The following is a 25,894-nucleotide window of genomic DNA, read 5'->3' as shown; positions in this document are numbered from 1 at the left end:
TTCTTCTGCTTAATTTTTTGTTACATACTTATAAAATTTCACCACGACTTACTTAGACCAAGAGATTTAGTTAAATCTCCTTGTTGTGGATCAAAGTCAATTACTAAAACTTGTTTTCCTTGTTGTGCAAGAGTGGCTGCTAAATTAGCAGTTGTTGTAGTTTTGCCCACACCTCCTTTGTTATTGTAAATACAAACAGTTAAGGCTTTGGGCGGATTGTCAATTAAATGTTTGATATGGGAAACAATAGCATTAATATTATCTTTTTTAATTAAAATACTTGGAGTTACAGGAAATACGACTTTGCCATGTCGCCGGAATAGCTGGATATGAACTGAATTAGTAATAATGCCCCATTGAGATGTCGTGCAATTAGAATCAAGTAAATATCTTTTTATTTGCTCTCTGGTATTTATATATTGAGGAGTGCCTTCTGATAAATTAATCTTGGCTCCTGACCCTGTTGCTCGTGCTTTTACTTCAATCAGTAAATATGGATTGATTTTAGACAATGTAAAAATATCACTATCAATATTCTTACGCGCAGCAAAATCTACTGTCCTATTACCCGTCTTAACCGTCTTAAATTGTGATATTTGCTCTTGCTGATTAAATCCAAGTGCGTTTATTAGAAATTTTACAAAAATATCACTGATGTATGCCTCACTACTCTCATCAGGCAAAATGTTGTCTAAAATCTGGTTCCAGTCTGTGAGTAGCATTACTTAATAAGCAAACGGGAACAATGACAAAACCGTTTGTTTGATTAATTTAATCAGATTTGCTACTTAATCGACCTCAGTATTTTCAACTAATCGAATTGATTACTAGATTAAAGCTTTTATCTAAAAGCGATCGCTAGCAATACAAAGATGAAGGACAAATCAATATACGAGTGCAGTACTCAGACTTTACCTGTAATCAGCCACTGACCAATTTACAAGGCAACTGCAAGTGTCGTTGAGGCTAAGTTCCGTCGTTCCTAATACTTACTATTTACTTAAAATAACTAGACAGCATTGAAATAGCTGTTAAAAAACATGGTAAGAAATTTATTAATGACACCTATAGAATTGGAACAAAACCGTGATTGATGAACAAGAAATAGAAAAATTGTGGCAAGCCTTCAAGGTATTAGACGTAGATGGTAACGGAGCGATCTCAACTGAGGAACTGGGGGAGGTAATGCGATCGCTAGGGCAAAATCCCACGGAAGCGGGGCTGCGTGACTTGATCAAGGAGATTGACGTTGACTTGTCAGGTACTATCGACTTTGAAGAATTTAAAACGCTGATGATAGCGAAAGTAGGCGATCGCCAAAGCCGCCTTAAGTTAGCTTTCAGCGCCTTTGATGAGGATGGTAGCGGTCAAATTACTGCCGCCGAGTTGCGGACAGTTATGACTCAGTTTGGGCTGACAGATGCTGAGTTGAATGAGATGTTGCAGGAAGTAGATCATGATGGCGATGGCTCAATTGACTTTGAGGAATTTTGTCAGTTAGTACCGGAGGAGTCAGAAAGCAAAACGGGCTATCAAGACTCACCGATTTCCCTTAACAGTTCGCTCAATACTGTTGCTACTTCTAATGAGACAGCAGCAGCCACCACTCAACCAATACAAGAAGCAACAACTCCAGAGTTAGCACAACTAAGGGAACAGTTAGCGCAACACCCAAACTCACCGAATCAGAAAAAAAGCGGTACGTCCCGCTTGCAAATGCAGATTGGTCTATTTCGTTTGATTCAAGGAGCAGCTTACCGCAGTTTCCGTGAGAGTTTCTCCGCCAACCACGAAACTCACTTGCGAGTGAAAAACTTGCCATATAGAATTACTGATTTTGTGGAATTTGTCAAACAGGCGATCGCACTTTACAAAGCATTAGGTATAGTGTCTGAGGATTGCTACCCCGTCTTGGATGCAGTGGTTGAATCGGTTGCTGATGAGTATGCCCGATTACAGGAGCGCATCAAAGACTGGCAAACAGTGGCAAAGACACCAGAAATGTTGGCAGAACAGAAAGCAATTTTAGAGGCGCGGAGTAAATTTGCCAATGTCAAAGAAAAGTTTGCTGCCGGAGTCGAGTTTGCAATTACGATCAAAAAGAAAAGTCTCAGTTTGGGTGATATCGTCGAAGGTGTGCTGGCCATTAACGAACTCAATCGTCTGAGGGGAATAGAACTGAATGAAGAAATGGCTCCACCACCAGCTAAATCTGCGGGAAATCCAAAAGACTATTTGAACAAGTGGAACCGCGTCATCCTCTCCCAGGCAACGGAGGTAATAGATGGTGCAATCATGCCAGTAGCATATTGGTATGAAGACTTTATGCCGAAGTTGTTGGCGGCGTTTAGTGTTTCTACAACAGCAGATATCCAAAACAACACCGTCCCCGATGAGGCGGCTTTGGACGAGTGGTATCAGTCCACAAAAAACTCAGGAGAATTTAACCGCTACGGGGAGGATGTTGCAGAAAATTTTCCCCATTGCCCTCCCAAAGAGAAACTGATACTCAAACAAGCATGGCGGCTAACGCATCACTACCTGAATGGAGTGCAGAAACGACGCGAACGCCTAGAATTTGGACGCGAATCAGGGGCACTGTCGCAGTATGTAGCATTCATTGATATCTATCTAGATCGGACTGAGGTGAAGGATTCCCAGATGCGAGTCAGCTTCCCATACTACATTGGCCCAGCAGTGTGGCGCTTCTTCCACACCACGGCTGAAATCGTGTGTACTAAAACCGAGGTACAGCAAAAAGCCGCAGTAGGAATCTTCAAAGATTTTTTCCAACGATTTGCCACAATGTACCCTTGTCCCTACTGCCGCCACCACTTGAATATGTACGTTGTGCAAAATAAGGAAGTGGATATGTATCCAGTGGAATACCTGGTGCTTGGGCGCGATCCCAACCTGACTGACTTTGAGGTATCACTAGAGGCAAAATTATCCACAGTGGTAGATGGTTCCTCCCTACGGTTATTCTTCTGGAAACTGCATAACACCGTTTCCTCATCCATTGCGCGATCGGAAGAATGGTATCACAAGGATGAGAAAGCGTTCTATACCACCCGTTTTTGGCCCAGCCTTGACTCTGAGTTAGCAAGAGCCAATGCCCTCAAATACACCAGCATAGAAACTGCTCGCATCTACAACATCTATGGAATTCTGAAGCCATTGGCGCGGCTGACAGGGGTAAAAACAGAATTGCCCAAGCTGCTGGAAAAGGGTGATGAGGATAACCTCAAGGAAGCATGTATAGTTGCACAGAACCACATCAAGGATTTAGAAGAGGCTGTCATTAGCGGACAGTTTCTACAAGAGACATACTACTTTGAGCCAAGCCTTGTAGATAAAGCTCCACTCTTCACCCCTGAAGAAGAAGAGTTTGCCCGAACCGGCATGTTTACAGAAACCATTTAAAATAATTCGTAATTCGTAATTCGTAATTGAATTCTTAACTACGAATTACGAATTAGTTAAAATTCTCCTTCTTCTCTTGCCGTTCTTTGAGTTTCAGCATGATTTCTGCGTGCATCTCGCGGGTAATTGGGTAAAAATACGTTAAAACTAAGCCAAAAATCAAACAAACTGTAGGTATCGGCCCAACAGCAATGCGAATAGCAAACAGTGCCGATTCCGGTTGGATAGGTAGTGGACTTCCGGCTACAGATTCTTTGAAACCGGCTACTTGCAAAGCATTTCCCACCAAAAACAGTCCGAAAGCTAAACCAAATTTTTGCAGCAAAACCATGAAGCCATAAAAAATACCTTCTCTGCGTTGTCCGGTTTGGAGTTCATCTAATTCAATCACATCTGGAATCATTGACCAGGGAATAAGATAAGCTGTGGATACACCAACACCCGCCATCACAGCCATCACATACATCAAAATTATTTGACCAGGCTGTAAGAAAAATAGTCCAGCAGCAGCTATTATCCATAAACTCATTCCCAGAAAATAAACAACTTTTTTCCCGATTTTTTTACTCAGCGCCCCCCAGACAAATAGCATCAGCAGTGCAGTTCCTTGCACTGCAATCAACACTGTGGGCACATCTGATTCTTTCAGACCCATACAATCGACTACAAAATAGGGAATAATGCTGGCTGTAATCTGTACACCTAGCCAAGAAAAAAGATATATACCAATAACAAATAAAAAAGGTCGATTGCTAAAGACAATTTTTAGCTGTTCAAGGAAGGGGAGAGATTCAGGTTCCTCGGTTTGGATGCGTTTGGCCTCGAAAGCCAGGATGCGATCGCGGACTCCAAAAACGCACCAATATAATCCTAAAATCGAAATTACTGTACAAACTGCTGCTAAAACGAGATATTGTTGTTGGCGATCGCTAATTTGAGAAAAAACAATTTGCGTTAAAATCAACGACAGAATGCTGCCACCAATGGAAAATGTAAAGCGATAGCTGTTAAGGCTGGTGCGTTCGTCGTAATCTTGAGTTAGTTCTGGAGTCATTGCCGTATAAGGCAAATTTACAACCGTGTAAAAGGACTGAGATATCACCCCAATTACTACGTAATACCAGAATAACGGCCAAAGATTATCACTCTGATTTGCACTAAATCGCGGTACAATCCACTGCAAGAAAAAGAAAATTCCAAAGGGGATTGCTCCATAAAACATCCAAGGAAGACGACGCCCCCAACGACGAGATTTCGTTTTATCAGTCAGGAACCCGACAAGTGGATCATTTATGCCATCCCAGATTTTGCCAATCATCAAAATACTCCCAGCTAAACCCGCAGGGATACCGGCGACATTGGTAAAGAAAACCAACAGAAAAAAGACGGAGATATTTGCAGTAACTGCTGGGCCTAAATCTCCTGCGCCGTAAGCCAGCTTTGTTTTTAAGTCGAGTTTTTCACTCTTAGGATCTCGTTGGGCATCGCCATCAGCAGAATCGTTCATAATAACTTGCACTCATACTAAAATAAAAAGTTTGCGTCACCGAACAGCCCGTCGTAGACATCACCTTTAATACTAGCTATCTACCACTCCCCTTATACTTATGCCAGACCTTTATGTTTCTTGGTCAGATTATCACCAAAAAATTGAACAACTGGCTATTCAGATTTATGAATCCGGTTGGGAATTTAACCAGATTATCTGTCTTGCTAGAGGAGGACTACGAGTTGGAGATATTCTTTCTCGGATATATCAGCAGCCGCTAGCAATTTTAGCAACCTCATCTTACAGTGGCCCCGGCAAGCAAGAAAGAAGTAAGATAATTTTCTCCCACCACTTGACAATGACCGCCGAAAAGTTAGGTTCGCGCATTCTCCTAGTGGATGACTTAGTAGACTCTGGGGTAACACTACAACAGACTATACCTTGGCTCAAGCAAAATAATGATTCCCCAATTGAAGAACTTCGCACCGCTGTACTTTGGTATAAAGCCTGTTCAGTTATTAAACCCGATTATTATGTCGATTACTTGGCTGATAACCCCTGGATTCACCAACCTTTTGAACACTACGAGCAGATGAATCCCGCAGAACTTGTGGGTAAGGTAAATAAAGTTAGGAGTTAGGAGTTAGGAATGAGAGTGATATCATGTCCGCCTAATTAGTTATAATTCCCGCATCTGTGCAAAAACCAGGAAACCCTCTTTCCCCCTGCCCCCTGCTCCCCTGCCGTCTTAATGATAAGTCTTGAACCGGACACGATATAAGGAGTTATTAAGCCTTCAGTCCCCTTTTCGGTCAAAATTTATATGCGTTTGCTCTGGAGTGATGCACCTCTATTGCACAACCACATTGAAATTGGGAAACTATATTTATAGAGAAAACCATTAAAATATAGCCAATGCCAAGTAAGTTAATCAATGTTAGGGAGTACACTGTCAGGGCACACAAAAGAGAGATTCACACTCGCGTTTTTAATATTGTTTGTAAGCAGTGCGGTGAGACAACACAACGCGAGACTTTTGGCCCCCGACCCCTTTACTGTGAACAATGCCGCCGTCCACAAGCTGCCAATAAATCATCTCTAGCTCCCAAGAAAAGAGTTAAGCCCAGACCAATGACTTACAAGAGTGACAGCGAGAACATTAATTGATTTTTTGTCATCATTGGTATTGACTAAAAATATCAGCCATAGAGTTTAACAATTTAACTCCCCAAATTTAGGACTCCACCACCCTTTTTGTGTACTGAAATAAGCCACATCTTTATGTTTGGTGTCCTGACGCGATTGTGAGTCAGAACATCGCAACATTGTCTTACTTTGCCCCTCTTTGATGTAACTGTACTCTTCTAGAGGTTTTTTACATACTGGGCAGGGATATGCCGTCATCTTCACAGGAGGCTTTTGTTGATTCTCAGCTTGGACTGCTTTAGTTTGTGGTGGCTGCCAAGTTTTGTTAAAGTCGCTCCAAAACAGCACGACATTTTCACAGCCTTTGGTGCATTTGAGGAAATATTTCTTTTTAACCTTAGTACTCGGAATTTTGGCGAGAAAATTTTTGCACTCAGGGCATCGAGTCTTGGAAGTTTCATATTTGCGCTCGCTTATCACATTAGCTTTACCTGTTGGGGAACTCGCAACTACAGTTTTAGCTTTGGAGAGCGCTGGTATAAAGTAATTCTGATTCCAACTAGTTAAATAATGCTGCCAAGAATTCTTTCCTTCGGAAATTGCATCAAGAGCATCTTCCATTTTTGCTGTGAATTCCGCCTCTAGTAAATCCGGCAGTGCTTTGAGCAAAAACGCATCAACTTCTAACCCTAACGCTGTCGGTTGCAGATGGTCTTTTTTCAACTCGACATAATTTCGTTTTTTTAAGGTAGCAACAGTAGGAGCATAAGTACTTGGACGACCAATTCCTTTGCGTTCCATCAGTTGCACCAATTTTGGTTCACTATAACGGGGTGGTGGCTGGGTCTGCTTCTGTTCATGTCCAGCATTCTCCAGTTTCAATGCTTGTCCCTGTTGTAATGAAGGTAAAACACTATCCTTGCTGAGATTGTTCCAGTATCGGGCATAACCGTAAAATTCAATTACTTGCCCTCTAGCTGACCACAGTAGAGAACCAGATTGAGTAATCACCAAAGTTTTACGCAACTGAGCAGCCCGACACTGAGAAGCAATTGACCGTTTCCAAATCATCACATACAAATTAAACTCATCATCAGGAAGTTCTAAACGCAACTGAACTGAGGGACGAAACACATCCGTTGGACGAATCGCTTCATGTGCTTCTTGAGCCGATTTGCTACTGCGATGCTTGGCGACTTGCTGCGGTACATTCGGCGGATCGTTTTGCTCTAACCATTTACGGGCGCTGGCACAAAATTCTGGACTCAGCATCACTGAATCTGTTCGCATATATGTGATAAGCCCTGCCTCATAGAGCTTTTGGGCCACAACCATAGTTTTATCGGGAGCAAACTTCAGCTTTGAACCGGCTGCTTGCTGAAGGCTGGAAGTTGTAAATGGTGGTGGTGGCTGGCGATTAACGATTTTTCCTTCAAAATGAATCACTTGATGAGGATGCCGCTGTGCTTCTTCAACTAAACGTGTAGCCTCTGCTTCGGAAAGAACGCGCTTAGACTCCGGTGTTTCTGGACTATTACCTACCTTTGCGTCATCGTGAGTTTCAGTTTCTTGGTCTGCTGCATCTTTTGCAGAATCGACCGTCCCTTTGTAAAAAGCCCGAAATCCTTCCGCATAATCTACCCAAACACTCCAGTAATCTTGGGGGACAAACGCTAGAATTTCGTTTTCTCGCTGACAAATCAAGTGCAACGTGGCGCTTTGGACTCTGCCAACACTTTTAGCGCCGTTATTCAATGCCCAAACTAAAGGGCTACCTTTATAACCCACCAACTTGTCTAGGCAATCTCGGCACAGTCCAGCACCAATTAAGTTTTGGTCTAGCTTTCTGGGATTAGCGATCGCACTCTGCACCGCCGATGCTGTAATCTCAGTATAAATTACTCGTTTCGGTTCCCTTAAACCCAGTGTTTCTTTGAGATGCCAAGCGATTGTTTCGCCTTCCCGGTCTGGGTCAGTTGCTAAGACAACTTCATCAACCTGCCTCACCGCAGATTTGAGCTTCTGGATTGTTTCTTTTGCTCGTTGGTCACGCGGAACGTAATTGCATCGGACATTACTGCCGTCCATAACGAAGCCCAAGGAATCGTCTCCTTCATTGCTGAGTTCCCGGATATGGCCACAACTGGCGAGAACTTTCCAATCCGAACCCAGAATTTGACTAAGTTTTTTGACTTTTCCCGGAGACTCTACTACAAGCAGGCGTTTGATCATAGCAACTGCGTTCTAGATTTTGAGCAATAAACTGGCAATTGCAATTAGCGATGGCTGCGCCAACGCCAAGGGCGATCGCCTATTCTCGTGATATGGATTTTCTAAAATACTGTACCAAAAAGCTTTGACAATTGCTGAACTCAGTTTAGAGGTAAATCATCCCAACTCGATGCTTGATTGTGCGATCACTGTTGTAACTGCCGCAACTATTATGATTTTAGCCTCAACAACCTAGTTAAATTAGGATTTTACAACATTCGTCTGCGAGACGAATACCTACCAGGTATCATCTCTGCACTTGCTTGGTATCAATGGAGTTTGGGTGTAATTTACATTACGCTGTTTTTATGGACACTTTCCCGCACGATTCCGGGATTGAATTTGCTGATTTATCTGAAGTAGCTGACTAGGCGATTAGATAACAGCAATGAATTTATTATTTTGCCTTTTTTAATCTTTTTATAATTTAGTCAATAATTTTGTTATGAACGGAAACGCAGCGATATTGTTCAGTGTTTCTGATCGCATCGATTCATGCGTTACGCAAGAGTTAATGCACAATATGAGATTAGTGATCACACTAACCTATTTTAAACAACTATTTCCTGAATAATGTCTTTAATCTCTTGGTCAATTTCATCTTTCTCCATTAAACTTGCTAATCGAGAAGTATCTTTTTCTTTCTTAAAACGAACATTATATTTTTTACAAACTTCATCTAGTAGGATATCACCAGGAACTAAGTCTAACTTTTTAGATTGCCAAGCAGCGTTTATCTCATTAGATTTATTTGAATAGATAGTCTCTACATTGGTTTTTTCTAATTCTAACTGATCAATTATCTTTTGGATCGAGTCTATTATCCTAACAACAGTTTCTTTGTTAGTAAAATCCTTAAAAATCCCTTTTGCATCTGGATAAATAGGTTTACACACAATTTTAGCAACTCTTTTATCTATGGCAAACTGCTTTAGCATTTCCGCACATACATGAATTTCAGCATTAATTTCGCTTTCCGTTGGCGACTCCTGACTTAAATTACTTATTAATTTCTTTTTATACGCTATAACAATTTTTATAGCTCTTGAGCATATTAAATAATTTTCAATTTCTCGTTTTTTTAAAACTTTAATTTTAGCGTTGTTACCAAGCATCTTTTGCATTTTAATAATTTCATAATCCTCTTTTTCGTCGCGATCAATAAGAAACCACATTTTAACTTGACGCTTTGTTAGAAACTCCAGAGTTGCTTCTGTTGCAAAGTGTGCAAAATTGCGTGCACCGCCCATATGAATAAATCCTACATTCGCTTGGCTAAGGTTGATTCCTAATACAGAAGCCCATTCTCGAATGGCATCTTCATCTGATTGACCTTCTACAAAAATAAGACGATCAAACATGAAGAGGGAACTTAACCTAATGCCAAGCTCTTGTGGAATTTTTGCTTCAGCTTCTCCAACATCCAATTGCTGTATTTGAGTAGAGTTTGGTTTTGTCACCAAATATACATTATTCATCTCAGCAGTATCTAAGAAGTTAGTTGAATGAGTTGTTAAAAAAACTTGACAGTCACTACTGATACGTTTTAGATATCGCATCATGCTCGTTTCGATAGCAGGGTGTAAATGTATTTCTGGTTCTTCAACAAGTAGTATATCAGAATGTTCAAATTCAACATCTAGTAATAATCTCAAAGCCTCTTTAATTCCTGAACCATTTACTTCTACTAAAAAGTTATCAACGTCCATCTCAGCCGATGCTTGGCTTGTAGGCGAAGAAGGGCTACTTTCAAAGGCATCTATATGTACCCCCAGCAAGGCAGCAACAGTTTCTTGAATATTTTTAAGAATCTCATTTCCACCTCGTTTTACTTTTAAGGAAAGAAGGCGATCTGCTTCTTCTTTACCTATCTCTTTACGTCTTTCTGTTAGATAAAGGATTTTTATCTCGCCTATCCTTTGCAATAGATTTTTTACATAATTAGGAATCGAAGAATCTTCACCAGAAAAAGTCCCTACCTTATTCTTCAAGGGTTGGTTTAGAATTGCTTGAAATTCTTCTTTAAAATTAGATATAAGTTCTGAAATAATATTTTCTATTTCTTCAAAAGATGCTTTTGAACCAACTCTATTCTCGATTAATGACATAACTTCAGTATTAAAATTTAAAACTGAGGATAAATATTCCATTGGTGGGCGTTCACGTATTTGTCGTGGTAAATATCCTCGAAGTTTCTCGCTGTCAAAAGAACTTAATTCTTCTATTTTTTTACTTAACTTGTGGCAGTATAAAAAATTACTGTAAATTTCCAAAGCACTAGTTTCATCAATGCTTAAAATAACTCTTTCAGGATCAGAATGTTTTGTTCCAACCTTTCCTGTTCCTCCCAGACTGAGTTTCTTTACGTAACTGAAAGATGATGATGGAGGCATAATAACAAGAGTTACAAATAGACGCAGTGAGGGATCAATACCATCAACTGCATTTTTCATTTGTGGCGATTCTGTCACAATGTCTCGAATCAAAACATCTCTTTCAGCCAGTGTTAAAGAAAAAGTATGAGAAATCTCGATAGGAACTTGAGTCTTCTTATCAAAAAAATCAATCTCCCTACCAATTTTCGGTTTAAGAGTAAGTACTTCACCATTATGTAAACAGTTGAAGAAAGCGTGTATAGCTGAAAGAACACTTGATTTACCAGAGTTGTTCTTGCCAATAAGAACGTTAAACCCACCACAATTAGTTAATTCAGAACTCTCAATGCTCCGAAATCTTTTGATAACCACGCTCTCAAGCTTCATAATGTTCTCTGATTTTAATTGCCTAAATTTTAATATTTAGTGGTTGAAATTTTTAATCAAGAAGCTCAACTTGACAAGCTGCCCTCTTGCAAGTAGAGTACAGATTATTATGCTCAAATTGACTCAGCTTTGAAGTTGGGACTCATTGCAATAGCAATTAGCCCATAAATACTTGCAGCTACACCATAGTCTTTAGATTGTCCCACCAGCAACTTTAAAGCTACACACCTACCAATAAATTAGCAAGCTAACTCTTATTGGATAGGTTTTTACTTCTTATACCTTCAATTGCAGTAAATATATAGACTTCCTAATGTATATCTGCCACTTTTAGGTAAATTAGCAGTGAACTATGTGTATAGTAACCTACTTTAAGTAAATATATAGTATAAGTCTGTATATCTTCCAAGTCATGTCTTCTTAATAGTATTTTTGTATTGTTAATTTTTTGACACACTTGGCAGTTAAAAAATGCTGCTTTCAACGCAAAATCAGGCGATCGCATTCATCACCTTTGATCGCGATCGCACTTCCTGTTCTCTCTACCAGCTTGACTTACAGCAGTAATCAGCGAGAATTGATACCGTCCACGCCATAAGTATTTACGATCGCTTAATCTTAAATTGAAGGGTAAAAAACCCGGCTTCTTTATCAAAACCGGGTTTTTAAATAATTGTTAATTTATTTCTGGGCAGTACAACAGGGTAATAAAGGCTTGTTTACAACTTCTTTAATGTCTACTGAATTTAACAAATCTTCCCAATATTTCTGAACTTCCGGATCGTTAGGACGCTGGCTGCGTAAATTAGCTAAAGTTCTCAAAGCATCTTCCCAAAATCCGGCTGTTGCAAATAAAACTGCACGATCCAAGTCTGTGTTTGGTTGGTTTAGCTGAAGAGATAGGTTTTCATCTTGCGATCGCACAATTGTACCTTCTACATAGGAGTCTTTATCGCGGTTACTAGGATCACAAATCATCGAAAAAGTCCAATTATACTCTTTACCGATTTCTAGAGATGGCTGATCGGCAGGTACATTGACACTAACAATACCATTCTGCCCAACAGGTTTGAAAGTTCCCTTATATAATGGGTCAATGCTATCACCATCCCGCAAAACAAATTCTAGTGCTTGTATTGTTGTTGAGGTTTGAGGAACGTAGAAAAAGAATGTGGGACGCTTTGCTGTAGTTCTTTGAGCTTCCTTATCTGTTGGTGTCAGGGGAATAATATCTTGTCCAGTTTGAAAGCAACTTCCCCGTGTTCCTGCTGACCTTACCCTACCAGGTCTACCTGGGACAAAAGCGATACGATTTCTACTGCTACCGCGTTGAATGTAACTTGTAACATTTCTAATTGCAGCAGTAGCATACCTATCTCCAGGACGTAGCCGTTCTGCTTGCTGGAAATTCAATAAAGCTTTTCTATAGTTTCTGCGTTTAGTTTCATTATAGCCGAGCAGCATATATTGGGTGTAAGCAGATTTGGCTTGTGCCAGTTGGTAGACTGACTCTGTTGCCAAAACCTGAGTAGTGCTTACAGGCTCGAAGGGGAGAAATGCTAAAGCAGCAAGCAGATAGCTTGCCCAAAATCTATATTTCATGATATTTACGTTCACTTGTAGTACATTGCTTGGGTATATATAATACAGTAGCCTAAGCTTTACAGAGACAAGACTTTATCTGTGCTACTTTCTGGGAAGGCTGAGGTAGCCTTCTGACTTTTTTCCAATAAAATTCCCGACTTGTTAAAAAAGTCGGGAATCTGAGGCTTGAAATTTTCATTAGTCTAAAGTTGATAGACTATTGACTTTTACCTTGCTGAGTGCCCTAATGAGGTACAGCCAATTGTTCATCGGCTACCTGAGCATTATCAGCAACAATTTTGCGGAATAAATCACCTTCAATTGTTTCCTGTTCTGCTAGCAAATCTACTAAACGCTCTAAAACTACGCGGTTTTCTTGCAACAGTTCTTTGGCCTTGATGTAGGAATTGCTAACAATTTCGCGCACCTGTGAATCAATTTTGGCGGCAATTTCCTCAGAATAGTCTGATTTATTCATCCAGTCGCGTCCCAAAAATACCTCTGCACTCTGATTTTCTAGTGACAATGGGCCTAATTCTGACATCCCGAAGCGTGTCACCATTTGTCGCGCCATCCCTGTCACGTGTTGCAAGTCATTACTTGCACCTGTGGTCACTTCTGGCTTACCAAAAACGATTTCCTCAGCGGCGCGACCACCCAAAGTAGCAGTAATCCTAGATTTGAGTTGGGAACGGGAAATTAACCCCTGTTCTTCGTTGGGAGTAAACCAAGTTAATCCCAGTGCTTGTCCCCGTGGAATTAATGTAACTTTCTGCACAGGGTCATGGTCTTTGAGCAATGTACCTACTAAAGCATGGCCAACTTCATGATAGGCAATTAAGCGCTTGCTCTTGCTGTCTACTAAGGCAGTACCTTCCATACCTGCAACAACTCGGTCTACAGCAGCATCAATTTCTAAAAGGGTGACAGCTTCTTTGCGTCTTCTAGCGGTGAGAATGGCGGCTTCGTTGAGTAAGTTGGCTAAGTCTGCGCCAGTAAAGCCAGGAGTGCGGCGAGCGATCGCTTCTAATGATACGCTAGGATCGATTTTCTTATTGCGCGCGTGGACTTTCAAAATTTCCAGTCGCCCTTTAAGATCGGGTGGATCGACCATTACTTGTCTGTCAAAGCGTCCCGGTCTGAGTAACGCTGTATCTAAAACATCTGGGCGGTTAGTGGCAGCAATAATAATGATGCCTGTGTTACCTTCAAAACCATCCATTTCGGTGAGCAGTTGGTTCAAGGTTTGTTCGCGTTCATCGTTACCGCCACCGATCCCAGCCCCCCGTTGTCTACCTACTGCGTCAATTTCATCGATAAATATTAGACAAGGGGCATTCTCTTTGGCTTTCTTGAAGAGGTCGCGCACGCGAGATGCACCGACACCAACGAACATTTCTACAAATTCTGAACCGGAAATACTGAAGAATGGTACACCTGCTTCACCTGCGATCGCTTTTGCTAGTAAAGTTTTACCAGTACCAGGGGGGCCAATTAACAGCACTCCTTTGGGAATACGTGCGCCTACAGCAGTAAATCTTTCAGGCTGTTTCAGGAAAGTAACAACTTCTTCGAGGTCTTCTTTAGCTTCTTCAACCCCAGCGACATCTTCAAATTTCACTCCAGTTTTTGCCTCCATTTGGAAGCGAGCTTTGGATTTGCCGAAATTCATCGCTTGGCTAGAAGCATTAGTAGAGCGCCGGAGGAATAATAGCATTAAAGCCACTAGTGGCAAAATCCACATGAGATTGATCAACAGTCCAACAGCAGCTCGACTGTTAGCAGAGGAAACTTCCCCAAAGTCAACATTTTTATCTTTGAGTATGTTAATCAACTCTGTGTTTTGCGCCAAAAGTCTCACCTGTTGCGGTGGTGCATCATCCTTTTGCCCCTTGAGATAAACCCTTGCTAGCTGTTCGGTTTCGTCAAGCTCTACTTTTTGGATTTCTCCCGCCTTCGCTTTCTTGATCAAATCACCATAATTTAGAGAGGTGGTTTCTGCTTTTTGTGCCATGACAGGAGTACTAGCGAAAATTCCTGGCAACATAATCAAACTAGCAGCGATCGCACCAATCCAAGCACCACGCTTTGATGACTGCCTTTTTACCAATGCTTTTTTTCCCAAATTTGTCATAATAGTTACCCTTTGTCTGCTGGCACAAGTTGAGCGTTGGTTTTATGCCTATTCTTCTATCAAAAATTGTAATAACTGGAAATTACACTTTTCTTATCTAGTCTAACTTCCACACAAAACCATTCCCAAGTTTCTTCCGGCCATTCCATGAAGTTGAGTAACCAGCATAATTATCTAGTATTTATGCAGGTGTTAAGACTGAGCATTGAGCAAAACAGTTCCGAGTTCCGGGAATTTCACTTCTTTACTCAGAACTCAATTACGGGCTAAACGCTATTCGCTAACAGCACTATTGAGGGGCATTGTCCATAGGTTATTCTCCTTGTTTTCTTGTCCCCGTCATCTCCCCAATCCCCAGTAGATATTAATTTGACACATTCTGACACAAATCGCTAAAATAAGCATAGTCATAACGATTACGCTTTTAAACAATCTGGTAATAGTAGCTAATTAATAGTTTGGTGGGTTAATTATGGTGAGAATTATTGGCATTGGTGGTAGTTTAAGACCCAACTCTTATACGCATCTTGCTTTACAAGTAGCAGTGCAAAGGGTAGAAGCTCTCGGTGCAGAGGTAGAAATTCTTGATTTACGGGAGTTGCAGCTACCATTTTGCACTGGCGCAAAGGAGTATTCTGATTACCCAGATGTTCAGCGGTTGCAAGAAACTGTCAGTCAGGCTGATGGATTAATTTTAGCGACACCTGAGTATCATGGTAGCGTTAGTGGTGTCCTGAAAAATGCTCTGGATTTGATGAGCTTTGAGCAACTGTCTGATAAAGTGACAGGACTAATTAGTGTCTTGGGTGGTCAGCCTAATAGCAACGCCCTAAATGACCTACGGCTAATTGTTCGTTGGGTACATGGTTGGGTGATTCCCGAACAAATTGCGATCGGACAAGCTTGGGGTGCGTTCAGCCCTGAAGGTAAGTTGCTAGATGAGAAACTCTCTCAAAGATTTGATCAATTTGCTCAGAGTTTAGTTGATAACACTCGCAAGTTGCGGGGTGTAAATTAGTTGTAGGGTGGGCAAAGCTTTGCCTACCCTACTAACTACTCAACTTAATGGTGGTGATGGTGGTGATGATGATCCCCAGCTAGTTGGGGATTAATTGCTAAAGGTTGCTCTGACAATAATTCTGCTATATGAGCATCAGCCCATTGCGCTACCATTGCCAAAAATTCTGGATGGTCGTTGACGCAAGCCATTTGCACGTAGTTCGTACCAGGATGCTGTTTCTCTAAAGCATGGATGATATGGTGTACATCCAATAGAGTTTCGTGGTTTTCTGTGGCAAAGCCAATTGGCATAAAGATCACTACTTTCGCACCCAATTGAATCAGGTTATTAGCAGCTTGCTCTGCATTTGGCTGCGTCCAATCAATTAGGGGTGTGTCATGATTGAGCCAACCCACGGAGATTAAGGGATAGCGGTTAATCAACTTATCCCGAACTAAATCGTACATTGCTTCACTTTCGGCAATCCCAGAAGTAAAGCCTTTGGCTTTATGGGGACAGCCATGATTCATTAACACAATACCGATTTGAGAAGGTAGATAAGCTGAGGCTAACTCAGCAATTTTCTCCTCAACCAAATGAGCCATCAAATCGATGTAGGCTGGTTCGTTGAAGAAAGAAGGAATGTAGCGCTGTGCTTTAACCCAGTGTTCTTCACCATCAGTCAACTCAACGAGAGCATTGTTAACTTGCTCGATCGCAATCCCGCTAGTAAAGATAGAATCAACAACTAGCAGTGGATAGATTAGCAGCTTGTCGAAGCCTTGGTTTTTGATTTCTGCCAGGACTTGGTTGGGTAGGAAAGGGGCGCAGAAGTTGAAAGCCTTGAAAACTTGGACATTATTGCCCCATTTTTCTTGTAAATTCTTCTCAATTCCAGCCCGCTGCTGTTCAAAGATGGCGTTGTGTGGGGAGATAAAATCGTGGTGCGTGTGTCCCCACTCATGGCGGTCAAATAGCGCTAAAAGCTTTGCCAGTGGGGGATAAATCCAGGTTGGTACTGGTGCAAATTTTGCTGTCAGTAGATTTAAAGCCTGTTCGTTATAGTTGGCGAAATCTTCGTAGCTTTCGACTTCGCCGTAGCCCATAAGCAGTACGGCTACACGGTCTTTACCTGATAGATGCTCGTGGGTGTGTTGTACTTTTTCCGGCGTGGCAACCACAATTAGTTCCTCAATATAACCAGAGTGCAGAGAGATTTAGAGTTGGGGAATAGTTTAGACATTTTCCCTACTAGTAACTTATTATCCCATCCGGGGGGATAGGATAGTTGGGAAAATGAAGATAATACATCAAAAGACATAGAAGACTTACGTGAGGCATTGGATATTGGGCATGGAAAATTGAACCAATGGGCCATCTATATATGTCGCTGGAATAGTGAAAGCGGTTAAGATGCCGAAAAACTGCAATTCTAATTGATATTTCATCCATGAAGCGATAATGTTTGTCGGAAACATTTCTACGGCATTATTATATTCAGTTACGGCAGAGTTATAAAATCTTTTCTAAGCAGAAAGTTGTTCTTCTACTTCACTCAAAGAATATTGTAATTTGATAAGATGGTCGTTTGTTTTTAATTCGGAATATGCTTCCACTACTACTATAATTTTGGTTAACATTCTTGAAATTTGGTCTTTTACAGCCATTCGGCTATTCTAACTTAGAATTTTGAAAGTTGCTCTCCTTCTGAGTCCGCTACTTTTTATCAATATTTTTTGCTTAAATGTATATGTAATTTGAACTAATGTAGCAAGTCTAGGTATTAAATCGCTTCTTTTTTAGAGAATCATATCAACAGTAGAAAACGCATTATCAACCTGACTTGCTATTAGTTAGATTATTGTATAAAATTGCAATATTTATTAAAAAAACAATGAAGTTAATTTAAAAAATATCTCATTGATTAGATTAATCTAAAATTGTTGATGATAAAAATCAATATTTTGTTGAATTAGTATTATTTTGAATAAATAGATTAAGCAGCTATAATTTGCTCAGTAAAAATAAGGTAATATATAATAATATTGCTTGATTTTTGAAGAAACTCTGTATATCTCAAGAGTCAAAAAATCAAAGGTAGTGTCACGGATGAGTATAATTATTTGCCCTGGAATTCATGAGCCAGAGTTAACTGAAAGCTTTAGAGTCGGATTGTTAGATTTAGTTTCTCATAGCGCGATACCTGCGGTGAGCTACGCTAACGCACCCAATTACGCAAATATACTGATTTATCCGGGTAAAGATGTTTTGGTTTTATCAGCAGTTCACATTTTGCAGTTTTTGCGCGTTCGCTTGACCGACTCTTTAAAATCACCAATTATATTCATTAGCTTTAGTGCTGGCGTCATCGGGGCGATCGGGGCAGCGAATTTGTGGCAACTCTTAGGTGGTCGTGTCAAAGCGTTTATTGCTATAGATGGATGGGGAGTACCACTACAGGGGAATTTCCCTATTCATCGGATAAGTCATGATTATTTCACTCATTGGAGTTCCTGTTTGCTAGGTAGTGGGCAAAATAACTTTTATGCAAATCCCGCAGTCGATCATTTATCGATTTGGAAATCTCTCCAAACTGTACAAGGTTGTTGGGTAGATTCTTCTATTGAAATTATTCCACCCAAAGGTCGTCTGACAGCAGCTGAATTTTTGCTTATGCTATTAAAGCGCTATGAAGCAAATTAATCCGGACAATGGAGTAAGTATACAGGAGTTAGGAGTGAGGTGTGATGAAGGGAACAGGTTACAGGTGACAGTCAAGAAAAACTATCCCTATACCTCATCCCCCATGCCCCATAACCAATGCCCAATGCCCCATCTACCCAAAAAAAAGTATCTAAATGTTTCCAACTGAACCAGCTGCTGTTAATAACGGGTTTGGCGCACTGCTAAAAAACCGTGGTTTTATGCTCCTGTGGATTGGGCAATTGCTGTCCCAGTTAGCAGATAAGGTCTTCTTCGTTTTGCTGATTGCTCTGCTGGAGAACTACCCACCGCTTCCGGGGTTGGCACAAAACTCGATGTACTCAACCTTGATGCTGTCCTTTACAATCCCAGCAATTTTGTTCGGCTCTGCTGGTGGCATCTTTGTTGATCGCTTGCCAAAAAAGCTGATTATGGTCGGCTCAGATGTCGTGCGGGGAATATTAACGCTGTGTCTTCCCTTGTTACCACGACACTTCCTGATTCTGTTAATCCTGACTTTTGCTATTTCCACGGTGACGCAGTTTTTTGCACCAGCTGAACAAGCAGCGATTCCCTTGTTGGTGAAGCGAGAGAATTTATTAGCAGCCAATGCGCTGTTTACCAGCACGATGATGGGAGCTTTAATTGTTGGTTTTGCCATCGGAGAGCCGATTTTGAGTTTGGCAAAAAGCTGGATGGGAGAAGAATACGGTCAAGAGCTTGTGGTTGGTGGATTATACATATTATCGGCTGCGATCATGCAGCCGATTAAGTTTAAAGAACCCAAACAACTGAGAGAACATCGGGCATCAAATAACCCTTGGGCTGAATTCACCGAAAGCCTGCGCTATCTCAAGAAAAACCCTTTGATCTTGAACGCTATGCTGCAACTGACAACTTTATATTGTGTGTTTGCAGCCTTAACGGTGCTAACAATTCGATTAGCCGAGGAGTTTGGTCTCAAAGAAAAACAGTTTGGCTTTTTCTTGGCAGCAGCAGGGGTGGGTATGGTATTTGGTGCGGCGATTTTAGGTCATTGGGGTGAGAAATTGCATCACAAGCCTCTTCCTCTAATTGGATTTTTGATGATTGCACTAGTTTTAGGGGTGTTCACTTTTACGCACAACTTGTTGTTGGCGCTAGCACTCTGTGCATTTTTGGGTGTAGGTGCTGCCTTAATTGGTGTACCCATGCAAACTTTAATTCAACAGCAAACACCACCTACCATGCACGGTAAAGTATTTGGCTTTCAAAATCATGCTGTCAACATCGCTCTGGCATTACCTCTGGCGATTACTGGGCCATTAACTGATGTTCTGGGCTTGCGAATTGTGCTGGTAGGAATGAGTATTGTTGTGGTAGTTGTTGGTGTTTGGGCTTGGAAAAATACCCGCAATGTCTTGCAAGACGTAATTTAACTAATGTAGGCTAATAATCTAGCTTTATATTTAATATATAAAATTCTCAGAATTTAATTGAAGTTTTCAATTAAAATGAAATCTTAACTACAGAATCCAGCATTAACTTTAGCTATAGTCTGAGGTTTGACCGTGCGATCGCTTTCCCCAATTAGTCTCCCACAAACCGAGAATCACAAACAGCCCCGTGTTTCTAGCCCGCCAGTCGTGCCCAAACGTGCATCTGGCGGTTTTGCTCTGCTTGACAGCCTTCATCGCCACGGCGTTGATTATATCTTTGGTTATCCTGGTGGAGCAATTCTACCAATTTACGACGACCTGTATAAGGTGGGAGCAACTGGTGGTGCTATAAAGCATATTCTCGTGAGACACGAACAAGGTGCAGCCCATGCTGCTGATGGTTACGCCCGTGCCACAGGAAAAGTAGGAGTATGCTTTGGTACTTCTGGCCCAGGAGCAACTAACTTGGTGACAGGCATCGCCACAGCTTACATGGATTCAATCCCGATGGTTGTGGTTACAGGACAGGTAGCACGTCCGTCTATTGGTACAGATGCGTTTCAAGAAACCGATATTTACGGGATTACCCTACCAATCGTGAAGCACTCTTATGTGGTGCGCGATCCCAAAGATATGGCGCGAATTGTCGCCGAAGCCTTTCATATTGCTAGTACTGGGCGTCCGGGGCCAGTTTTGATTGATGTCCCCAAAGATGTCGCTTTAGAAGAATTTGACTACATACCTGTAAAACCAGGTTCAGTCAAGTTACGCGGTTATCGTCCCACTGTGAAGGGAAATCCCCGGCAGATTAATGCCGCCATCCAGTTGATTACTGAAAGTCGCCGCCCGCTATTGTATGTGGGTGGTGGTGCGATCGCAGCTGGTGCCCATGAAGAAATTAAGCAACTAGCTGAATTATTCGATATCCCTGTCACCACAACCTTAATGGGGATCGGTGCATTTGACGAACATCATCCCCTAGCTTTGGGAATGTTGGGGATGCACGGCACTGCTTACGCTAACTTCGCCGTTAGTGATTGTGACTTGCTGATTTGTGTTGGCGCTAGATTTGACGATCGCGTTACAGGCAAATTAGACGAATTCGCTTCCCGCGCCAAAGTCATTCACATCGACATCGATCCGGCAGAAGTCGGCAAAAACCGCGTTCCCGAAGTGCCCATCGTCGGCGATGTGCGGAACGTGTTAGTAGACTTGTTGCGTCGCTGCAAGGAAACAGGTGTAAAGGCTACACCAAATCAAAACCAAGAGTGGTTGAATCTAGTTAACCGTTGGCGCGAAGAGTATCCTCTCATCGTGCCGCAGCATTCCGACAGCATTTCACCCCAAGAAGTGATTGTAGAAGTCAATAGCCAAGCACCCAACGCTTTCTACACCACAGATGTCGGACAACATCAAATGTGGGCAGCACAATTCCTGAAGAATGGGCCAAGGCGCTGGATTTCTAGCGCTGGTTTGGGAACGATGGGTTTTGGCTTACCTGCGGCGATGGGTGCGAAAGTGGCTTTTCCTGATGAAGAAGTCATCTGTATTAGCGGTGATGCCAGTTTCCAAATGTGTTTGCAGGAACTAGGAACAATTTCACAGTATGGAATAAATGTCAAGACAATAATCATCAACAACGGTTGGCAAGGGATGGTGCGCCAGTGGCAGCAAGCCTTCTATGGTGAGCGTTACTCATGCTCCGACATGGAAGTAGGGATGCCAGACGTAGAGTTATTGGCAAAAGCTTATGGCATTAAGGGGATGATAATCAGCGATCGCAGTCAATTAAAAGATGCGATCGCCGAAATGCTAGCACACAAAGGGCCAGTAATCTTAAATGTCCACGTCACCAGAGACGAAAACTGCTATCCAATGGTAGTCCCTGGCAAGAGCAACGCTCAAATGGTTGGCTTGCAGAAGCAAGCACCAAAAGCGGCAGCCGAGCCAGTGTATTGTAGTCATTGCAATGCCAAAAATGCTCCTACTCACAACTTCTGTGCTGAGTGTGGAACGAAGCTGTAACGCTTTTTGATAATTTTGAGCAGAGAGATAGGGGAGTAGGGAGAAGGGGAAAAAGATGATGGAATTTCCCCTAATTTCTGCCCCCTTTCCTCTTGCGTAGGTGTCGCTTAATCTTGCTGATTAGGTTGAGGTAAAAAGATATTTCCTAAGTAATTCACTAAATCGCTTTGACTGGAGAAATCCAACAACATAATCGATGTTGGGTTTCCTTAGGTCAACCCAACTTACATTTTATACACAAATTTAGGCTTGACACAGCACTAGATTTATGGAAGAAGTGGATTATTGCAGCAAACGACTTGTGCTGTTACCGTTAGTTGACCCATTCGCAATTGCAGCTTGAGCAGGTTGACTGGCAAGAACCGCTACAATTGGAGCAACTTTTGAACTAGGTTGTTTACTTCTTTTTCGATTAGAGCCGCCAGCTTGTGGAATTGGGCAACAAATACCCTGGCAAATGTTGAACCAGATGTCGCAATATACATTGCTGGAAGAATTGATAGTTTTAGTAGTTTGGTTCGTCAATTTCCTTTGGGTAGCAAAGCTAGCAATATCGAAATAGCTATTAGTGGTTATGAAACAGCCTTAACTTTCGTGACCCGTACTGCCTTTCCCCAAGAATGGGCAATCACACAATATAATCTGGAGGAGGCTTACCTTAAAAGGATATTAGGTGAAAAAGCCGAGAATCTGGAGTTGGCGATCGCTGCATATACAAACGTACCAGAAGTTACTCGCCACAGTTTTCCCAGCCTATGGGCATTAGTGAAATATAGTCTGGGGATTGCTTACAGTGAGAGAATTTTAGGAGAACAAGCTGAAAATATCGAACAAGCGATCGCTGCTTTCTCAGGTGCATTGGAAGTTCTTACTCGCAGCGCCTTTGCCGAAAGTTGGGCATATACGCAATATAATCTGGGTAATGCCTATCTTAAAAGAATTTTAGGAGATAGAGCCGAAAATATAGAGCAAGCGATCGCAGCTTATACTGCTGCACTAGAAGTTTATACCTGCAAAGCCTTTCCCAAAAATTGGGCAAATACGCAACATAATCTGGGATCTGCTTACTGCAAGAGAATCAGGGGAGATAAAACTGAAAATATCGAAATTGCGATCGCGGCTTATACTGCTGCACTAGAAGTTTTCACCCGCAACGCTTTTCCCCGAGATTGGGCAGATACGCAATATAATCTGGGAACTGTTTACCTTGATAGAATATTAGGCGATAAAGCAGAGAATATTGAAATTGCGATCGCTGCTTTCTCAGGTGCATTGGAAGTTTTTACTCGCAGCGCCTTTGCCGAAAGTTGGGCAGATACGCAATATAAACTGGGTAATGCCTATCTTGAAAGAATTTTAGGAGATAGAGCCGAAAATATAGAGCAAGCGATCGCGGCTTATACTGCTGCACTAGAAGTTTTCACCCGCAAAGCCTTTCCCCAAGAATGGGCAATCACACAATATAATCTGGGGGAGGCTTACCTTAAAAGGATATTAGGTGAAAAAGCCGAGAATCTGGAGTTGGCGATCGCTGCTTATATAAACGTACTAGAAGTTACTCGCAGCAGATTTCCTGAACTATGGCCATTAGTGCAATATAGTCTGGGGATTGCTTACTGTGAGAGAATTTTAGGAGAGCAAGCTGAAAACATCGAACAAGCGATCGGTGCTTTCTCAGGTGCATTGGAAGTTCTTACTCGCAGTGCCTTTGCCGAAGGTTGGGCCGATACGCAATATAAGCTAGGTAATGCTTATCTTAAAAGAATTTTAGGAGATAGAGCCGAAAATATAGAGCAAGCGATCGCTGCTTATACTGCTGCACTAGAAGTTCATACCCAAACTGCTTTTCCTCAAAATTGGGCACAAACGCAAAGAAATCTGGGGGCTGCTTACTTTCACAGAATCAGGGGAGATAAAGCCGAGAATATCGAAATGGTTATTGTTACTTGCACTGCCGCACTAACAGTTTATACCCGCAATGCTTTTCCCCACAATTGGGCAGATATGCAAAATAATTTGGCCAATGCCTACTATTACAAAATCAAGGGAGATAGAGCCGAGAATATCGAAATGGCGATCGCAGCTTGGAACGCTGCCTTAAAAGTTTACACACGTAGTACCTTTCCCCAAGAATGGGCAAGGGGACAAAATGATCTAGGGCTTGCTTACTTTCAGAGAATATTAGGAGAGCGATCTGAAAATATAGAGATTGCGATCGCAGCTTTCTCAGGTGCATTGGAAGTTCGTACTTGCACCAGCTTTCCCGAACAATGGGCAGATACGCAAAATAATCTAGGTAATCTTTACTGTGAAAGAATCAGGGGAGATAAAGCCGAGAATATCGAAATTGCGATCGCTACTTACACTGCTGTACTTGGTGTTTGTAATCGCACCAGCTTTCCCGAACAATGGGCAAATACGCAAAATAATCTAGGGAGTGCTTACCTTGATAGAAGAATCAAGGGAGATAAAGCTGAAAATATCGAAATTGCGATCGCTACTTACACTGCTGTACTCAATGGTTGCAATCGCAACGTCTTCCCAGAAAAATGGGCAATGACGCAATATAATCTAGGAGGTGCTTACCTTGATAGAATTAGGGGAGATAGAGCCGAGAATGTAGAAATTGCGATCGCAGCATTGTCTGAGGCAATGGAAGTTTTCACCTGCAACGCTTTTCCCGAAAATTGGGCAAATACGCAACATAATTTGGGATTTGCTTACCACAAGAGAATCAGGGGAGATAAAACTGAAAATATCGAAATTGCGATCGCGGCTTATACTGCTGCACTAGAAGTTTTCACCCGCAACGCCTTTCCCAAAAATTGGGCAGATACGCAAAATAATCTGGGAACTGTTTACCTTGATAAAATATTGGGCGAGAAAGCAGAGAATATTGAAATTGCGATCGCAGCTATTTCTGAAGCAATGGAAATTTTCACCCGTAAGGCTTTTCCCCAAAAATGGGCAGATACCCAATATAATCTGGGTAATGCTTACCGCGAAAGAATTGAGGGAGCTAAAGCTGAAAATATCGAAATTGCGATCGCGGCTTATACTGCTGTACTAGAAGTTTTCACCCGCAACCCCTTTCCCGAAAAATGGGCAGATACGCAAAATGCTCTGGGTGTTGCTTACCGTTATAGAATATTGGGTGAGCGAGCCGAGAATATTGAAATTGCGATCGCAGCTTTTTTTGGGGCATTAGAAATCCATACCCGTAGTTCCTTTCCCGAAAAATGGGCATATACCCAACATGATTTAGGGTTAGCTTACCGTGACAGAATATTAGGTGAGCGAGTCCAAAATATTGAAATGGAGATCGCAGCTTTTGTTGGCGCATTAGAAATCCGTACCCGTAGTGCCTTTCCCGAACTTTGGGCAGATACCCAAAATAATCTGGGTAATGCTTACATTGATAGAATATTGGGTGAGCGAGTCCTGAATATTGAAATGGCGATCGCAGCATTTTTTGGGGTATTAGAAGTTGATACCCGTAGTGCCTTTCCCGAAAAATGGGCAATCACGCAAAATTCTCTGGGAACTGCTTACATTGATAGAATATGGGGTGAGAAAGCCGAGAATATTGAAATGGCGATCGCAGCATTTTCTAGGGCATTGGAAGTTTATACCCGTAACGCCTTTCCAAATGATTGGGCAAAGACGCAAAATAATCTAGGTATCGCTTACAGTCAAAGAATATTAGGTGAGAAAGCCGAAAATATTGAAATTGCGATCACTGCTTATACTGCTGCACTGGAAGTTTCTACCCGTCGCGCCTTTCCAGATGATTGGGCAATGACGCAATCTAATCTGGGGAATACTTACCTTTACAGAATCAGAGGAGATAAAGCTGAGAATTTAGAACGAGCGATAACTGCTTATAAGTAAGTCGTGGTGAAATTTTATAAGTATGTAACAAAAAATTAAGCAGAAGAA

The 25,894-nt window shown here is 41.7% G+C and carries 15 protein-coding genes and 2 pseudogenes; 9 read left to right on the top strand and 8 right to left on the bottom strand.

Annotated elements, in window-relative coordinates:
* Positions 1-38 precede the first annotated feature (38 nt).
* Positions 39-722, bottom strand: a complete 684-nt coding sequence (locus tag HWQ44_RS04915) for an AAA family ATPase (RefSeq protein ID WP_292715631.1) — start codon at positions 720-722, stop codon at positions 39-41.
* Positions 723-1,086: 364 nt separating this feature from the next.
* Here HWQ44_RS04915 and HWQ44_RS04910 point away from each other — a divergent pair, with 364 nt between their 5' ends.
* A complete protein-coding gene (locus tag HWQ44_RS04910) occupies positions 1,087-3,423 on the top strand; it encodes an EF-hand domain-containing protein (protein ID WP_292715629.1) in 2,337 nt (778 codons plus the stop codon).
* 52 nt (positions 3,424-3,475) lie between these two features.
* Here the strand turns inward: HWQ44_RS04910 and HWQ44_RS04905 are convergent, their stop codons facing one another.
* Entirely contained in the window at positions 3,476-4,930 is a 1,455-nt protein-coding gene (locus tag HWQ44_RS04905; RefSeq protein ID WP_292715626.1) for an MFS transporter, read from the bottom strand.
* 100 nt (positions 4,931-5,030) lie between these two features.
* Between HWQ44_RS04905 and HWQ44_RS04900 the strand changes: the two genes are divergently transcribed.
* Positions 5,031-5,552 (top strand): phosphoribosyltransferase, encoded by a 522-nt coding sequence (locus tag HWQ44_RS04900; protein WP_292715624.1) that lies wholly within the window; start codon positions 5,031-5,033, stop codon positions 5,550-5,552.
* Positions 5,553-5,827: 275 nt separating this feature from the next.
* Complete coding sequence (locus HWQ44_RS04895; protein WP_292715621.1) at positions 5,828-6,079, top strand: hypothetical protein; 252 nt, start codon at positions 5,828-5,830, stop codon at positions 6,077-6,079.
* A gap of 45 nt (positions 6,080-6,124) precedes the next feature.
* Here the strand turns inward: HWQ44_RS04895 and topA are convergent, their stop codons facing one another.
* Entirely contained in the window at positions 6,125-8,290 is a 2,166-nt protein-coding gene (gene topA, locus HWQ44_RS04890; protein WP_292715619.1) for a type I DNA topoisomerase, read from the bottom strand.
* A gap of 204 nt (positions 8,291-8,494) precedes the next feature.
* On the opposite strand from topA, the pseudogene HWQ44_RS04885 reads away from it, so the two are divergent.
* Positions 8,495-8,692: pseudogene (locus HWQ44_RS04885) on the top strand (pentapeptide repeat-containing protein); the annotation flags it as partial.
* A 188-nt stretch (positions 8,693-8,880) separates the two neighbouring features.
* On the opposite strand, the gene HWQ44_RS04880 reads toward HWQ44_RS04885, so the two are convergent.
* From HWQ44_RS04880 to ftsH, 3 genes are all read right to left on the bottom strand, one after another.
* Complete coding sequence (locus HWQ44_RS04880) at positions 8,881-11,091, bottom strand: AAA family ATPase (RefSeq protein WP_292715616.1); 2,211 nt, start codon at positions 11,089-11,091, stop codon at positions 8,881-8,883.
* 681 nt (positions 11,092-11,772) lie between these two features.
* Entirely contained in the window at positions 11,773-12,693 is a 921-nt protein-coding gene (locus HWQ44_RS04875) for a DUF928 domain-containing protein (protein ID WP_292715613.1), read from the bottom strand.
* 226 nt (positions 12,694-12,919) lie between these two features.
* The gene (gene ftsH, locus HWQ44_RS04870) at positions 12,920-14,809 is read right to left on the bottom strand and encodes an ATP-dependent zinc metalloprotease FtsH (protein WP_292715610.1); all 1,890 of its coding nucleotides are present in this window, start codon (positions 14,807-14,809) and stop codon (positions 12,920-12,922) included.
* A 472-nt stretch (positions 14,810-15,281) separates the two neighbouring features.
* Here ftsH and HWQ44_RS04865 point away from each other — a divergent pair, with 472 nt between their 5' ends.
* On the top strand, positions 15,282-15,827 hold the full coding sequence (locus HWQ44_RS04865) for an NADPH-dependent FMN reductase (RefSeq protein ID WP_292715607.1): 546 nt from the start codon (positions 15,282-15,284) through the stop codon (positions 15,825-15,827).
* 44 nt (positions 15,828-15,871) lie between these two features.
* Here HWQ44_RS04865 and HWQ44_RS04860 read toward each other — a convergent pair whose 3' ends face one another.
* Both HWQ44_RS04860 and HWQ44_RS04855 read right to left on the bottom strand, forming a co-directional pair.
* Positions 15,872-16,990 (bottom strand): ferrochelatase, encoded by a 1,119-nt coding sequence (locus HWQ44_RS04860; protein WP_292715604.1) that lies wholly within the window; start codon positions 16,988-16,990, stop codon positions 15,872-15,874.
* Positions 16,991-17,137: 147 nt separating this feature from the next.
* Positions 17,138-17,449 (bottom strand): annotated as a pseudogene (locus HWQ44_RS04855) (LemA family protein).
* 469 nt (positions 17,450-17,918) lie between these two features.
* Between HWQ44_RS04855 and HWQ44_RS04850 the strand changes: the two are divergent.
* The 4 genes from HWQ44_RS04850 (at position 17,919) to HWQ44_RS04835 (ending at position 25,846) form a co-directional block, all read left to right on the top strand.
* On the top strand, positions 17,919-18,512 hold the full coding sequence (locus tag HWQ44_RS04850) for a hypothetical protein (protein ID WP_292715601.1): 594 nt from the start codon (positions 17,919-17,921) through the stop codon (positions 18,510-18,512).
* A 155-nt stretch (positions 18,513-18,667) separates the two neighbouring features.
* On the top strand, positions 18,668-19,930 hold the full coding sequence (locus HWQ44_RS04845) for an MFS transporter (RefSeq protein ID WP_292715598.1): 1,263 nt from the start codon (positions 18,668-18,670) through the stop codon (positions 19,928-19,930).
* 132 nt (positions 19,931-20,062) lie between these two features.
* Complete coding sequence (gene ilvB, locus HWQ44_RS04840; protein ID WP_292715595.1) at positions 20,063-21,955, top strand: biosynthetic-type acetolactate synthase large subunit; 1,893 nt, start codon at positions 20,063-20,065, stop codon at positions 21,953-21,955.
* A gap of 393 nt (positions 21,956-22,348) precedes the next feature.
* Entirely contained in the window at positions 22,349-25,846 is a 3,498-nt protein-coding gene (locus tag HWQ44_RS04835; RefSeq protein WP_292715592.1) for a DUF937 domain-containing protein, read from the top strand.
* The last annotated feature ends 48 nt before the right edge of the window (positions 25,847-25,894 follow it).

Source organism: Nostoc sp. JL34, assembly GCF_017114945.1.
GTDB lineage: Bacteria > Cyanobacteriota > Cyanobacteriia > Cyanobacteriales > Nostocaceae > Nostoc.
Note: the sequence above shows the minus strand (reverse complement) of the source record. Positions and strands in the feature narration are given on the sequence as shown.